Genomic DNA, 15,319 nt, shown 5'->3' with positions numbered 1-15,319 from the left:
AATGAGGTGTTTATATGAGTCAACATGAGATGATCGATAACGACAAGCGCTTACTTTTTTTACTGCATATTATGAAAACGGGAGGCACAACTTTAACAGATATTGTTACGGGTCAGTACACGAATAATGTCCATTTCCGGGGTAAAGGATGGTCTCCTCAAGGCATCTTAGATTATAAAGACCAAATTGAGAAGGCGGATACTTTTTGTGGACATTATTGGTTTGGAGGTCACCAATATATAACAGGCCCCTTTACGTATATTACGATGTTGCGTGATCCCGTTGAGCAAGTGATTTCCTGGTTTTACTTCCGTTACAGAAGTCCGAAATATGACCATTTTGCCGGTAATTTTAGTGATTATATCAACAGTCAAGAATATCCTTATAACTATCTCACGTCTAATTTACAGACCCGATTCATTTGTGGCGATCATACGCCTGATCTAGAAACAGCTAAATACAATTTGCAAAATTTCTTTTCTGTTGCGGGCTTAACTGAACGTTTTGACGAATCCATTTTCTTAATGAAGCAAACCTTGGGATGGAAAAATACTCAATATCAAAAGCGAAACGTGAATCAGAAGCGGCCATTAAAGCATCAATTTCCTCAATTCATCATTGACCAAGTCGAAGAAAAAAATGCTTTGGATCGGCAGTTATACAACTACGCTTCCCAGAAGCTTGATGAGCAATTACAAGCATTAGATCCTAAAGCGAAACGCGAACTAGAAGCCTTTAAGCATTCGCAACAATGATCACGTTTAATGTGATTGGGAGAGGAGGGTTGCGCCAAGATGGATATGATGCATCTACGGCAAAATAATCAAGTATTTCAGAAACAACTTAAGCAAGCAGCGCCTAAAGGGATTCCGGAGCTGTTTCATCAAGTCATGTTTTTAGAACAAGGGGATCTCATACTGGAACTTTATCGGCAACTATTAGAGCGGGAACCGAGTGAATCTGAATGTCAATTCTATTTGCAGCTCATGGGACACAGCGGGGATAAAATGCGTGTTATCCGTGCACTGTTACAGAAGTATAAAAGTGAGATGATGCATAAGCATAAACAAGGGCTGATCGGTCAGGATCCGTATACGATGATTTATCATGTCAATTCATTGCTTCACGTCAGTTCGACTGAATTTGTACCTGCTGTTTACGAAGCAATTTTGAGACGGCTGCCTCATGAAAAGGAACGGCGCCAAGGTTCTCGCAGCGCCAAGCAAATCAAATTGCGTTTGTCATTCATTATTCATATTATCAATTCTCATGAATTCAATCAGTTACTAACTTCAGGAAATCTGAAAGCATTTCATAATCATCATCGGATGAATCATAATAAGCATATAGGTTTGTTTCTAGGTTATACGACAAAGGTTGGAAAACACTTTGACGGGGAAGGGATTGGACGATTTTCAGTCCGTTTAGTGGAAGGGTTGCTAGCAGGCCATCAAGATAACGCCATCACCCTTGTAACAAATGAACAGAATTATGCTGATGTAACAAGTGCCTTCAAGAACCTTTTGCACCGCTATCATGACCGATTAAGTATCCAAAAATTTCAGAGCGTTGCTTGGGTTAATCAGCATATTCCTGTTGATGTTTGGATTGTGCCTTATGTAGGTATGGAACTTGCACTGCAATTAACTCGTCCCCTCATTGTCTGTTTGCATGATTTGGTTTATATGCATTTTAAGGATCTGTATGATCAGGTTCATCCGAATTTAAATCAAACCTTTACACCGATTGCACAAAAGCTCGTCAATCGTGCCGCGCAAGTGGTCTTCAATTCAAACTATGTCAGAAATCACGAAGGTTTGACGTTTTTAGGCTTACCGAAATCAAAAACAAAAGTGATTCGCTTGGCTGCACCGAGTGAAGAATATCAATCACTGGGTTTAATCAATGAGGCTGAATTTAGGAGACGGTATCATTTACAAGGTGATTACATTGTCTATCCGTCCGTCATTCGTCTGCATAAGAATCATGACAGACTTATTGAGGCATTTTTGCGATATAAGCAAAGTAATGAGGGCAAAGCGTCCAATCTTCGTTTGGTGTTAACGGATCATTATCTTAATCGGCCAAAGCAGCAAGAGATTACGCAAATTTTGAATCATTGTCAAGATAAAGCGGCTCGTGACAGTGTTGTATTTATTGGACGAATACCGGAAAAACATGTCCCATCATTATATCATTATGCAATTGGCACTATCATCCCTACGCTTTTTGAAGGCAGCTGTCCTTTTCAAATACTTGAATCATTAACAATGGGAACGCCGGTGGCTATGAGCTCAATTGACGTTATTAATGAAGTGATTCCAGATACAAGGCATTTTACGACATTTGATCCCTATTCATTAGAAGAGATGACAAGAGCCATAGGCGAACTTCGACAACAAAACAAGGGAGATTTAGCTAAGCAGCAGGCAGCCATCAATCCTGTGTTGAAGAGAACCTGGTTCAATGTTGCTAGAGAATATGATACTTTGATAAGTCAATTCATCTAGAATGGATGGTACGGTCGTTAACATGTTTGATAGGGTGAGAAAAGATGCATGATCATAAGATATCAAATCACAAACTTGTGTCCATTATTCTTGTGACCTGTAATGGTTTAGAATTAACAAAGGCTTGCTTATCAAGTCTTTGGCAATATACACCCCAACCGTTTGAGTTGATAATCGTAGACAACGGTTCTTCAGACGGTACCCAAGCGTATATCAAGAGTTTGGAAACGGTGATGGGTGTATTTAATGATGAGAACAAGGGATTTGCAGCAGCTTGTAATCAAGGATTACGTGCGGCGAACGGTGATACCATCGTATTGTTGAATAACGATACGTTTGTAACGAAAGAATGGCTGAGCAATTTAGTGAAATGGCTCAGGCGTGATCCAACGATCGGCATTGTCGGTCCGCGTTCAAATAGGATTTTACCTAAGCAACGGATTTATCATATGCCTTATAAGTCTGCGGAAGATATTCACCTGTTTGCCGATCGCTGGCGTGATCAGCACCATTCTCAGGGTTATGAGGTTGAGCAACTAAGCGGAATGTGCATGGTTTTTCGCCGGTCGTTACTCACAGAAGTGGGCGGATTTGATGAACAATTTTATCCCGGCAACTTTGAAGATGATGACCTGTCCCTTCGTACTCTAATTGCTGATTATCGATTATGGGTTGCAGATGATGTCTATATTCATCATTACGGCGGTCAATCATTTGCGAACTTGCCATGGCACTACAATCAAGTTTATAAAGACAACCGGACCCGCTTCTTTCAAAAGTGGAACCTGCGCCGGCCCATGTCATACTGGAAACTGGCTGAACAGGAGAAACCATTTGACCCTATGAAACATCGGATTGACATTTGAGACGGCGTCAATAAATCATATATCCTTTACCGTAATCTACGGTAAAGGTTTAAACGATTGATCATGAAAACGGTTTTATAATAGAAGATGGGGCTGACTTCAAGGGTGGTCATTATGTTCAACCATAGACAAAAACAATTGATTCAGTTACTTGTAGAGACACGTGAACCGATATCAACCGGGGCGTTAGCTAGAATGCTCAATTGCTCAGAAAAGACAGTGCGCACAGATCTTAAGCTCATCAATGAGTGGTTGGAAACCTTTGAATCTGCTGATTTAATTCGTAAGCCTGGTACTGGTGTTGTTCTTAATGCTGATGAACCAACAAAAGAGACGATGAAAGCAGCCATCGAACATAGTGGACAAGCCGATGACAATGACCCTGAAACGCGGGTGCTTCAAGCGTCTAAGCGGTTGCTTGAATCAGAAACGTATACCTTACAACAGTTGGCTGATGCTTTATATGTCAGTAAAGCTACAATGCGTCATGATATTCAAGCCGTTCAAGATAAGTTATCTGGATTGAATTTGCGGTTAATCAGAAAACCTCGAGTTGGATTGCAGGTCCGGGGTAAGGAGCAAGATTGGCGGCAAGCGCTGGCACAGATCATCCACCAACTGAACCAGCGATCACAAGTGGCATTGATCTGGCATCAGGCGGGAATGAAGGGATTGTTGCCACAACAGGAAATGTTAGTGATTGAGCGTTTTATACGCAAACTTGAAAGCGCCTTACCCTATAACTTTACAGATGAAGCGATTATGAATCTCATGGTACATATTGGGATTGCTGCGAGAAGAGTCAAGCGGGGCCACCAAATTAATATGGCATTTGAGGAACTGAAGAGATTGAGAACGTACGATGAATTTGCTTTGGCGGAACGATTTGCGAATCATTTGGAAAAATTATTGGCCATGGTGCTTCCTGAAAGCGAGGTAGGTTATATCACCCTGCACTTAATCGGTGCAAAAATTCAGGGACACGAAGAGCTCTCCCATCGTGCTTTTGCCCAAGCTTTTAGCAAAATTGATCCTGATGCACTGAAAGCGGCTGATCTTGTTGTTGATTGTTTAGAGGACTTCATTGGAGTATCGAGTAAAAACGATCAGCATTTACGTCATGGGTTAATCATGCATCTTCATTCGGCACTGAATCGACTGAAGTATGGGTTGACATTGCACAATCCATTGTTAGAACAGATCAAAGCGAATTATCGCTATAGTTTTGAACTCATTCATTTTATTTTACCGGAATTAGAACAGTGCTTTGATGTCACGATACCAGAGGATGAAGCTGCGTACCTGTCCTTGCATATTCAGGCGGCGCTGGAAAGGATAAGTGAACATGATCAGCGCTATCGGGCACTTATTGCCTGTTCAACAGGCATGGGGACGTCGAACCTGATTCAGGCCAAGCTCAACAGGTCGTTTCCGCAAATTGACGTCATTGATACGGTGAGCGTCAATGATATCACACGAACCGTTCATTATAGTCGACCTGATTTTGTGATTAGTACCGTGCCGGTTGAACTTCAAAACTATCCTGTCGTGACGATTACACCTGTTCTGTCTGAAACGGATCAAAATAAAATATCCCGGTTCCTCACTGGTCCTTTAGAACAGGGATCGCAGCCGACACCCCGTTATCACGTTATAGGCCGCTTACTGAATAAAGATTTAATCTTTATTCATCCTAAAACTGAGCATCGCTTCGCTCTTATTGAAGCAATGGGGCATGCCTTGTATCAAGGGGGCTATGTCAGTCAAAATTATTCAGAAAGCGCTGTGAAACGGGATTACCGGGCTGATACGGCGTTATCCAATGGTCTGGCGATTCCGCACGGTTCACCGTCGTTTATCTATGAAACCGCTATTGCACTGGCTGTCCTCGATGAGCCGATGCCTTGGGGAGAATCACAAGTCCAGATTGTTTTGATATTAGCCTTGGGGGATATGGGTAAAGAGGAAACAGAGGTTTTATTTAAGGAATTGGCAGCGCTGGAAGACGATCTGCCATTGCTTGAAACACTAAAGACACAAACGGACCCGAATGCGGTTCTGAAACAATTTAAATCTTAATCTTAGTATGTTAAGGGGGGACACCAATGAAACTGTTAGGGATTACATCATGTCCTAATGGGATTGCCCATACTTATATGGCGGCGGAAAACTTACAAAAAGCCGCAGAAGAACTTGATGTAGACATGAAAGTCGAGACACAAGGGTCTATTGGTTCCGAAAACGAGTTGACTGAAGAGGACATTCGTGAAGCCGATGGGATTATTATAGCGGCAGATAAACAAATTGATAAGCAAAGGTTTGAAGGCAAAAAGTTAATCGAAGTCGCCGTTTCCGATGGTATCCGCCGGCCGAAGGAACTAGTACAGGCTTTCGAAAACGGTGATGTTGATGTATATGGTGATGCCAAAGATGAAGGTGAACCATCGACGTCCACTGCTGAAACTACAAAGGAAAGAAAACAAAATCCCATTTACCGTCATCTAATGAATGGGGTTTCCTACATGATTCCATTTGTCGTGGTTGGAGGACTACTCATAGCATTATCAATTGGTTTCGGTGGAACACCAACGGAAAACGGTTTTAAAATTCCCGAAGATTCGATATGGCATGCGATCAATGACATCGGCAGTGCCGCTTTTAGCTTTATGGTACCGATTCTGGCTGGCTTTATCGCATTGAGTATTGCCGATCGCCCTGGATTAGCGCCAGGTATGGTCGGCGGTTATATTGCTGCACATGGTGGTTTATATGGTAGTGAAGCAGGTGCGGGTTTCTTAGGAGGTATTATCGCTGGTTTCCTAGCTGGTTATATAGCTAAATGGATAAAATCGGTTAAAGTTCCGGAAATGATTCAACCGATTATGCCGATTTTAATTATACCGTTATTAACCTCCGTTCTAGTCGGCATTATTTTTATTTTTGTTCTCGGAACACCGATTGCTAATATTATGTCTGGCTTAGAATCCTGGTTAAACGGCATGCAAGGGAGCAGTAAAATCATACTGGGACTTATTCTTGGAGGCATGGTCGCTGTGGATATGGGAGGGCCCTTTAATAAAGTTGCCTTCTTGTTTGGTGCGGCCATGATTGGTGCCGGTAATCCGATGATCATGGGGGCTGTTGCTGCGGCGATACCGGTTCCACCACTTGGTATGGGACTTGCCAGCGTACTAAATAATCGTAAATATTATGGTGAGGAACAAGAAACGGGTAAAGCCGCTTTAGCGATGGGGCTCGTTGGTATTACTGAAGGCGCGATTCCCTTTGCAGCACGAGATCCATTTCGTGTGATTCCAAGTATTGTCGTTGGTTCGATGGTTGCCGGGGCAATGGCCATGGTCGGTAATGTGACTGATAGTGTGCCACATGGCGGTCCAATTGTCGCCGTATTTCAGGCTGTTGACCACGTGTTAATGTTCTTTGTCGCCATCATTGTCGGTGTAATCATTACAGCACTACTAGCCAACATCCTTAAGAAAAATGTTGAACAAGAAGTATCATAATCAGAAAGGATTGATGATTGATGAAAATCACATCACTTATGACAGAAGATATTATTAATCTCGATTTACAAGGACAATCTCAAGATGCCGTCATGGATGAAATGGTGGACATGCTTGCTGAGGCGGGTCATTTATCTCAAAAGGAAGCATTTAAGCAGGCTTTATATGATCGTGAACAAGAAAGCAGTACCGGCATCGGTTTCAGCATCGCGATTCCGCATGGCAAATCAGCGGCTGTTGAAAGCCCGCGTGTTGCCTTTGGTTTACATCAACAAGGTGTTGATTGGAACAGCATGGATGGAACTGATGCACATCTCATTTTCATGATCGCTGTTCCGTCGGAAAATGCTGGAGACGAGCATTTGAAAATTTTACAGCAGCTTTCTCGCAAACTTATGGACGGTGAATTTCGTGAATCATTGAAAAACGTGAAGTCAAAAGAAGCTGTGCTCAAGTTAGTGGAGGAAATTGGTTAATCAGGTGTTAATCCTAGGAACAATGCGCTGCCGGGATTAAAATATAATTATAAAATAAAAAAACATTGCATATGATTTAATGTTTTAATATAATACAGTTTGTCACAATCATATAATAAAGTATTGTATCAAACATCTGATAGGTTTGGGGTGCGAAAATCATCAGTACATGACGGAAGGTTGACCACCGTTGATCGTTATGGAAAGGGGATTTCGCCGAAGCTTGGGAAGCGTCGTCATCTTCTAAGCTGGAGTCGTACCTGAAAAAGTGCGGCGCTGTCACGGCTGGGGGAGTTTTGTCCCTAGGTGGAGCACTTACGTTCAGATGGGAGCAACCGATATATCAGGCAATGATAGGTGTTCTCGTCTATCATTGTCTTTTTTTATGGTTTAAAAAAGAGAGATCATGGATGATTGTGCGTTAAAATGGAGAAAAACATATGATAAAGGAGGGGACATATCATGTTTCAATTCCTGGGGGATATCGAATATGCCAATACCGTTTATTCGTTGATTCCGCCACTATTAGCAATTCTAATGGTGATTCTAACTCGTCGCGTCATTTTGTCCTTAGGTGTCGGTATTGTTGTCGGGGCGATGATGTTAAATCAATTTAATGTTCCCGGTGGTCTGGCAAAAATCTTTAATACGGTCCGTGACATTTTTGTTACTTCGAATGAATCCAATTGGCATTTTAACACTTGGAATATTTTTATTCTGCTATTTTTAGTCATATTAGGCATTATGACGGCCTTGATTTCGATGGCCGGGGGAACAAGAGCCTTTGGTGATTGGGCAATTAAACGAGTGAAGACACGGAAGGGCGCACAACTATTAACAGTGGTATTAGGTATTATCGTTTTTATTGATGATTATTTTAATTCACTCGCTGTTGGCCAAGTGAGTCGTCCCTTGACAGATCGTCACCGAATGTCTCGTGCGAAATTGGCCTATTTTCTCGATTCGACGGCTGCGCCCGTTTGTGTTATTTCCCCGGTGTCGAGTTGGGGGGCTTACATCATTGGGTTAATCGGAACTGTGCTCACGGCGCATCAGGTGACCGATTACAGTGCCTTTACTGGTTTCTTATATATCATTCCCATGAATCTATATGCGGTGCTCGCTATTTTGCTTGTGATTGCCACGGCTTGGTTGAATATTAGCTTTGGAAAGATGAGGAAATTGGAAGATAAAGCCATGACAAGTGGAGACGTGCTTGGTGATGATCGCCATGTTCCCGGACAACAATCCGACTTGCCGGAAAGCGATAAAGGAAATATAGGTGACCTCATCTGGCCCATCGTTGCCCTTGTCATCGGTACAGTCGGTGCCATGATCTATACCGGCTATCAAGTTGTTGCTGCTGCTGGTGATTCTGTGAATGTGCTTAGTATTTTCGAAAATACTGCTGTGGCCAAGTCACTTATTTATGGTGGCCTTTTTGGCCTTATTGTAACGGTCATCTTATTTTTACCAAAAGGATATTCCTTTAGAATGTTCTGGATGGGTGTTAAAAGTGGCATTCAATCAATGCTACCAGCCATTTATATTTTAATCACAGCTTGGACGATTAACACGATCATTAGCGAACTACAAACGGGTCAATATCTTGCTGGACTCGTCCATGACTTGAACCTTCCCATTGGTTTCTTGCCGGCGTTGTTATTTATTCTTTCGGCTTTCATGGCGTTCTCAACAGGGACATCATGGGGCACATTTGGTCTAATGCTGCCCATTGCAGGACAAATTGCAGCCACGATTGACGTGACTTATATGTTACCGATGCTTGCTGCTGTTCTTTCAGGTTCCGTATTAGGTGATCATTGTTCACCGATTTCTGATACGACGATTTTGTCGTCGACAGGGGCAGGCTGTAATCATATTGATCATGTCTTAACACAATTACCTTACGCGATTGTTGCTGGCATTATCAGTGTGATCGGCTATCTCGTCCTTGGTTTTACGGGAAGTGCAACGATCGGTTTCATTGTATCGATCGTCCTATTCATCGGGGTTGTCTGGTATTTGAAAGGCACTTATGGCGGGCATGAACCCGATCAAACTTAAAACGAATAAAAATCCGGTCTTTACGTTAACATGAAGGCCGGTTATTTTTTCGTCATTATTAGATCCATTCCGTCAAAATTGTTGATTGTGTTCCGAAAACTGTGATGATTAGCATTGTTTGTATTATTTTCCTAGACTTTAAGCTGGTGACTATGGTATTATTTTGTTAAAAATAGAAATAATTTTTTCACAAGGAGATTGATAGAGGTGAAATCGACAGGTATTGTACGTAAAGTGGACGAACTAGGGCGAATTGTCATTCCGAAAGAATTGCGCTCCATGTTAGACATTGACACCAAAGATCCGCTGGAGATTTTTATTGATGGGGAAAAAGTTATTTTGAAAAAATACCACCCTGCCATGGCTTGCCAGGTCACGGGCGAAGTAACCTCTGATAATTTCACCGTTGCAGATGGTAAAGTGGCATTAAGTCCTGAAGGTGCCAAACGATTAAAAGACGAAATTGAAAGTTATTTCGTCAAATAACGGTGCATCTACGTTAAATCTAAATGGTAGAGGCAAGGCAGGAATTCATTTCTTGCCTTTTTTTTGTGAACTAGCATAAAGAAACGTCCGAAGAGCATAGGGCTCTCCGGACGTTCATTATTTTTTAAAGACATGATTGCCGATAACAGTTGTTGTTGTTAATCCTTCTAGGAATTGACTATCCGCTAGGTCTGGATTGTAAAAGAATAGGGAACCCTTGCCTGATCCTCGCTTAGCAATGGCCTGATCAACAGCTTTATAATCATCGTCTGACGGGTCGGCCTGAGCTAGAGTGCCATTGGCCACGGGTGTGAATTGGTGGTCTTGGTAGATAACATCATGGATGTTGTCAGGGAACTCATTTGAGCTGACACGGTTAAGAACAACTGCCGCGACACTGACTTTTCCTTTAAAGGGTTCCCCGCGAGCTTCGGCATGAACTAATTTAGCCAATAATCGATGTTCCTCTTCTGAGATGGCATACAATTGAATGTTTTGCCCCGGATAAATAAGATTCGGGTTCTTGATTTGTGGATTTATATTAAGCAGCTTGTCCACTGATAAGTGATGATCTTGGGCAATTTCCCAAAGCGTGTCATTCCCTTTTACCGTATAGGCCATGGTTTGCATCGGGATTATTAGCAAAGTAATAGCCACAATGATTGCAAAGATTTTTTTCATCTATTATCACCTCTGGCAACAAATATTCTAATAAATATCTGATTTATTGGGGTTTTAATATTTTTGTTATTGGGTCATAGCTGAAAGTTAATCTTTTTAAAGAATTTGTAATCAGTTTGGGCTGAAAATAGAAGGGATAGGAATGTTGCTCCTAGTTATGGTAGGGTTTCACAGACTTGACCATCGCCATCATGGTCAAGTTGATGCGGATCTTTTTCAGGACCGCCTGCCGCAGTAAAAAAAGTCTGGGCATCGGCATGCGTCGCAAAATCATCACAGTTACGGTCAGGTCCGTTGAATTGATCGGCAGATGAGCTTGGTCGTTGTGACCCCTCACTGGCTTGGTCTGGCTGCTTGGAGGCGGGAACGACGTCTTCGTGAAAACCGTCATCCTGTACATAGTGATTGAAGCGCCATATGCCGCGGTTGTTATTTTTAGCTTTGGTTTCAGTACGTTGGAAACGATCGAGGTATTTCGTATTTGGTGGATAGACGTAGGCGACGCGAGCAAGACCTTTCTTAAGTAATTGCTCGTTAAGCATGCAACCATTGACATAGATGTAGGCCAAAAGCCGATGGTACTTATCCCACTTGTCTTCACCGATTTCTAATTGGACCGTTTGACCTTCTACGAGGGATTTTGTGAATTGGGCAGCTTCAGGTCCATAAGGCTGAACAGGTTCATCAGGGTGGTGTGTTTCGGGCGTATCCACTAATAACAGGCGAACCGAGATTTGATCACCATTCCATTTGACCTTGACGGTATCGCCGTCAACCGCCTTGATGACCTTGGCCTGTATGGTTTGTTGATGATCTAGGGATGAGGTTGTACAACCGGCTATAGTGGCTGTCAAAACGAATAGACTCATCATGATCTTCAAGCGTTGCATCAGATCCCTCCCTTAATACTTTATTTATCCTACTAAACTTTTTATCGGGTAACAAGAAAGAAATTGTTACAAAAAAAACTATCACAGATGAATGTGGAGCACATATTATAACTATAAATCATTTTTTCATTGACATTTGTCTTTTTTAATTTTATACTTGAACGCATAAAAGTGAGAAAGTAAACTTGAATCACTAAACAAATAAAATGTAAACGCAAAGCGATGATGAACACGCAGTAGGGTCATAGACTGGCAGTAACAGAGACTTAGTGGAGGGTGCAAACTAAGGCAGCTACGGCCGTGAAGTACATGTTCTGAGCAAGCGTCCGTGATGAACACGGTTATTAATATTGAAGCGGATTCTATATGAATCAATGTGGGTGGTACCGCGGAATTTAATTCGTCCCAAGTCCAATCGTAGACTTGGGATTATTTTAATGGGGAAGGGTGTGATGAAGAGTGACGAAAAAGGTCAATGGATTTGTGATGGTTGTTTTTATGTTGATATTGTTCGGTGTGCTAATGACAGGGATTGTCGGTTTCGGTGTCATGCCGCACATCCCATTATTTCTATGTCTCATATTATTAGCGTTATTTGTTTTTGGGCATGGGGCATCATGGGAAACGATTGAACAGGGGCTAATTGAAGGGGTTACTAAGGGACTAAAACCCGTGTTCATTCTGCTATTGGTTGGTATCGTGATTGGTGTTTGGATGGTGAGTGGAACAGTCCCTTACCTTGTTTACTTAGGATTTCAATTAGTCAGTCCGGCCTGGTTTCTTGTTACGGCACTGATCACAACGATGATTGTGTCGACTTTTGCCGGCAGTTCATTCACGACGGTAGGAACCGTTGGTGCCGCATTGATGGGTATTGGTATTGGCTTCGACATTGATCCGGCTTTGTGTGCGGGGGCCATTATCTCCGGTGCGATGTTCGGTGATAAGATGAGTCCTTTATCGGATACGACCAATTTTGCGCCGGCTGTAGCTGGTTCAGATTTGTTCACGCACATTCGTCATATGTTATGGACGACGGTTCCCGCAATCATTGTGACAATTGTGATTTTCTTATCTATCGGCCACACAAACAACCAGGTTTTAAATCAAAATACGATCGAAGGGATGACATCTGCGTTAACTAATCAGTTCAATCTAAGTTGGGTTGTTATGATTTCACCGCTCGTTGTCGTTGTCCTTGCTTATTTGCGATTTCCGATTTTGCCGGTTTTGGTCACGGGAATCATAACAGGAGGCTTAACGTATTTGCTGGTACAACCGCACGCAACTTTGAAAACGTTAGTGACCGTCATGCATGGGGGCATGCAAGCAGATACCGGCAGTGAAGCTGTTAATGAGATTGTTAATCGCGGTGGATTAGTCGCGATGATGTCGTCCATATCATTGATTATTATCGCTCTCGCTCTCGGTGGTGTCGCTTACAAGACAGGTTTGATTGATATGATGATCAATAAGATTGTGGAAAGACTGAATCGCAAAGGCCATTTTGTCACAGTCACTGCGCTTTCTTCTGTTGGTGTCAATCTTTTGACCGGTGAACAATATCTATCCATTTTGTTGCCGGGGCAAACGTTCAAAGATTCTTATACTAAGCAAGGGATTCCTCATAAAACCTTATCAAGGACATTGGAGGATGCCGGTACTTTAGTGAATCCACTAGTACCCTGGAGCGTGTGTGGGGCATTCTTTTCTTCGACGCTGGGTGTTAGCGTCTTGGACTATTTACCGTTTGTGTTTTTCTTATGGCTCTCACCGATTTTTACGATCATTCTAGGGTTTTTGCCTCAGTCTAAGCAGCGGGCAACAGCTCGTGAATCGATGTCGGTGCGCTGATCCGACCTAAATTGTGGAAAATAGCGCAATTACAAGTGAAGAGAGCGCAATTAAGTGTTCATTCAGCGCAATTAAGCGTAAAAGAGGCGCAATCCATTCAAACGGATGTCCCGATACTAAAAGGGACATCCGTTTCCTGTAAGGAAGGACTATTGTTTCAAGTTCTGTTCAGCCTGGCGGACGAGGTCTTTAACCTTATTGCCGCCGATTTCGCCACCCATTTCACCGCCGATTTTGCCGGCTTGTTCAGCGGTGAGATCACCGTTATAGCCTTCTTTTAAGGGGATATTGTTTTCCCTAGCGATGTCGTATTTGTCGTTATTAGATGGCTGACTCGGCGCGATGTAGTCATCACTTGACACAGGCAATCCCTCCTTACTGAATAGCTTCTCCTAGATGTGATTGATTCATTGATGGAAATGATTCACTCACATCATTTTGTTTAGATGGCCCAAATTAAGAGTGGTTCTAACTTGAACCAATATCAAGGATGGTGGTGAGTTGTCATGCGAAATAATTGGATTCCCGTCGTTGCTTCGGTCGGTATTGGCGCAGTCACTTATTGTATGATGAACAGGAATGCAGGCGCGACCGTTATGCGGCAAGCGAGAGACCGTTTTCAGCATATGCGCCAATCAGGAGAGGTATTTCCAAATATCTAGCCTCTGAACAAACGAGCCACACACTAGACCCATCTCCAATGAAGGAGATGGGTCTAATTTTATGTGATAGATGTCCCGTTAATTAGACAATCCACTTTATAATCCATATCATTATTTTTTTCAAGCAGATGTTTAATTGTGACATATCAAGACATAGAAGCATATTTATATAAAAAAACAACCAAAGGAAAGATGTGATGGATGGGTATTCAAAAAGAAGTACCAACATACGATATCTCAATATCTCCAAGTGATTTAAAAAAATTACGTAGTGATATTTGGTCTGATCAAATGGTTCAAGCTAGCCTTAGTTTCGATAATGTAATTTATGATGCGGAAATAGGATACAGAGGTGCGCATATTCGCAAGTTTCCAAAGAAATCTTTTCAGTGTCATTTTGATGAAAAAAGAACGATTCATCTAAATGCAGAATATGTAGATGCAACATTGTTAAGAAATAAGTTATCTTTAGATTTTTTCTCAAGTATAGGTGTACTATCTCCGTCGACTCATTATGTGAATCTTGTTATTAACGAGGCTTATCAAGGTATATACTTGCAAATTGAGTCCGTTGATAAGCATTTCTTGGAGTCTAGGGGAAGATCATATGGCCCCATTTGGTACGCTGAGGACGATGATGCAAACTTCTCATTGATGAGTCCCATTGATTATGATGTTAAGCAATCATTTGATGACGGTTATAGCAGAAAAGAAGGTCATGAAAAAGATGATATCTTTCTAAAAGAATTAATTTACAAAATTAATACGATGTCACGTTCTGAATTCGAGAAGAACATAGAGAGATATATCAACATTGATAAATATTTGCGATGGTTATCAGGGGTGGTGTGCACACAGAATTTTGATGGGTTTATCCACAACTATGCCTTGTACCGTGACACAGAGTCGGGATTATTTGAATTAATCCCTTGGGATTTTGATGCAACCTGGGGGAGGGATATTAATGGTGAAGAATTGGATTATGACTATATTCCTATCAAAGGCTATAATACATTAACGGCACGAGTTTTGGATGTGCCAGCGTTTCGAAAACATTATGGTCGACTCCTTAAGAATATCCTTAACGACCAATTTACTACAGAGTTTTTAAATCCTCAAATTAAAGGCATCCACGGAATGCTTCGTCCTTATGTGCTACAAGATCCGTATATAAAGACATTTATCAACGCCTATGATGAAGAGCCACAATTTATCATGAATTTTATCAAAAGTAGAAATAAGTATTTAAGGAGTCAATTATCAAAGCTAACCTAAAAGGAAGTCGACTCCATCTTATACATAA

At 41.9% G+C, this 15,319-nt stretch carries 14 protein-coding genes and 1 riboswitch; of the genes, 11 read left to right on the top strand and 3 right to left on the bottom strand.

The window, feature by feature from the left end:
- Positions 1 to 14: 14 nt before the first annotated feature.
- The 8 genes from B9Y89_RS15930 to B9Y89_RS15900 all read left to right on the top strand — a co-directional run bounded on the left by B9Y89_RS15930 (position 15) and on the right by B9Y89_RS15900 (position 9,929).
- Positions 15 to 755, top strand: coding sequence for a sulfotransferase family 2 domain-containing protein (locus B9Y89_RS15930; RefSeq protein ID WP_085524176.1), 741 nt, complete (start codon positions 15 to 17; stop codon positions 753 to 755).
- A 39-nt stretch (positions 756 to 794) separates the two neighbouring features.
- The gene (locus tag B9Y89_RS15925; protein WP_085524175.1) at positions 795 to 2,510 is read left to right on the top strand and encodes a glycosyltransferase; all 1,716 of its coding nucleotides are present in this window, start codon (positions 795 to 797) and stop codon (positions 2,508 to 2,510) included.
- A 44-nt stretch (positions 2,511 to 2,554) separates the two neighbouring features.
- A complete protein-coding gene (locus B9Y89_RS15920; RefSeq protein WP_085524174.1) occupies positions 2,555 to 3,376 on the top strand; it encodes a glycosyltransferase family 2 protein in 822 nt (273 codons plus the stop codon).
- A 114-nt stretch (positions 3,377 to 3,490) separates the two neighbouring features.
- A complete protein-coding gene (locus B9Y89_RS15915; protein ID WP_176222260.1) occupies positions 3,491 to 5,455 on the top strand; it encodes a BglG family transcription antiterminator in 1,965 nt (654 codons plus the stop codon).
- A 26-nt stretch (positions 5,456 to 5,481) separates the two neighbouring features.
- The gene (locus B9Y89_RS15910) at positions 5,482 to 6,900 is read left to right on the top strand and encodes a PTS fructose transporter subunit IIC (protein ID WP_176222259.1); all 1,419 of its coding nucleotides are present in this window, start codon (positions 5,482 to 5,484) and stop codon (positions 6,898 to 6,900) included.
- A 20-nt stretch (positions 6,901 to 6,920) separates the two neighbouring features.
- Positions 6,921 to 7,376, top strand: coding sequence for a PTS sugar transporter subunit IIA (locus B9Y89_RS19665; RefSeq protein ID WP_176222258.1), 456 nt, complete (start codon positions 6,921 to 6,923; stop codon positions 7,374 to 7,376).
- Between the two features lie 137 nt (positions 7,377 to 7,513).
- Positions 7,514 to 7,701: riboswitch (Lysine riboswitch) on the top strand.
- 137 nt (positions 7,702 to 7,838) lie between these two features.
- On the top strand, positions 7,839 to 9,443 hold the full coding sequence (locus tag B9Y89_RS15905) for a Na+/H+ antiporter NhaC family protein (protein ID WP_139822822.1): 1,605 nt from the start codon (positions 7,839 to 7,841) through the stop codon (positions 9,441 to 9,443).
- Positions 9,444 to 9,650: 207 nt separating this feature from the next.
- On the top strand, positions 9,651 to 9,929 hold the full coding sequence (locus tag B9Y89_RS15900) for an AbrB/MazE/SpoVT family DNA-binding domain-containing protein (RefSeq protein ID WP_085524172.1): 279 nt from the start codon (positions 9,651 to 9,653) through the stop codon (positions 9,927 to 9,929).
- Positions 9,930 to 10,046: 117 nt separating this feature from the next.
- Here the strand turns inward: B9Y89_RS15900 and B9Y89_RS15895 are convergent, their stop codons facing one another.
- Together B9Y89_RS15895 and B9Y89_RS15890 are read right to left on the bottom strand one after the other, a co-directional pair.
- Positions 10,047 to 10,610: a cell wall hydrolase gene (locus B9Y89_RS15895; protein WP_085524171.1), complete on the bottom strand. Its 564-nt coding sequence runs from the start codon at positions 10,608 to 10,610 to the stop codon at positions 10,047 to 10,049.
- Positions 10,611 to 10,765: 155 nt separating this feature from the next.
- Complete coding sequence (locus B9Y89_RS15890) at positions 10,766 to 11,500, bottom strand: thermonuclease family protein (RefSeq protein ID WP_085524170.1); 735 nt, start codon at positions 11,498 to 11,500, stop codon at positions 10,766 to 10,768.
- 459 nt (positions 11,501 to 11,959) lie between these two features.
- Between B9Y89_RS15890 and nhaC the strand changes: the two genes are divergently transcribed.
- Positions 11,960 to 13,354, top strand: a complete 1,395-nt coding sequence (gene nhaC, locus B9Y89_RS15885) for a Na+/H+ antiporter NhaC (protein ID WP_254901270.1) — start codon at positions 11,960 to 11,962, stop codon at positions 13,352 to 13,354.
- A 149-nt stretch (positions 13,355 to 13,503) separates the two neighbouring features.
- Here the strand turns inward: nhaC and B9Y89_RS15880 are convergent, their stop codons facing one another.
- Positions 13,504 to 13,716, bottom strand: coding sequence for a small, acid-soluble spore protein, alpha/beta type (locus tag B9Y89_RS15880; RefSeq protein ID WP_254901269.1), 213 nt, complete (start codon positions 13,714 to 13,716; stop codon positions 13,504 to 13,506).
- 144 nt (positions 13,717 to 13,860) lie between these two features.
- Between B9Y89_RS15880 and B9Y89_RS19140 the strand changes: the two genes are divergently transcribed.
- The gene (locus tag B9Y89_RS19140; protein ID WP_176222257.1) at positions 13,861 to 14,016 is read left to right on the top strand and encodes a hypothetical protein; all 156 of its coding nucleotides are present in this window, start codon (positions 13,861 to 13,863) and stop codon (positions 14,014 to 14,016) included.
- A 201-nt stretch (positions 14,017 to 14,217) separates the two neighbouring features.
- Positions 14,218 to 15,291 (top strand): CotH kinase family protein, encoded by a 1,074-nt coding sequence (locus tag B9Y89_RS15875; RefSeq protein WP_085524168.1) that lies wholly within the window; start codon positions 14,218 to 14,220, stop codon positions 15,289 to 15,291.
- Positions 15,292 to 15,319 lie beyond the last annotated feature (28 nt).

Source organism: Tuberibacillus sp. Marseille-P3662, from assembly GCF_900178005.1.
In the GTDB taxonomy this organism is placed as follows: Bacteria; Bacillota; Bacilli; order Bacillales; family Sporolactobacillaceae; genus Marseille-P3662.
This window is presented reverse-complemented; position numbering and strand designations above follow the sequence as displayed.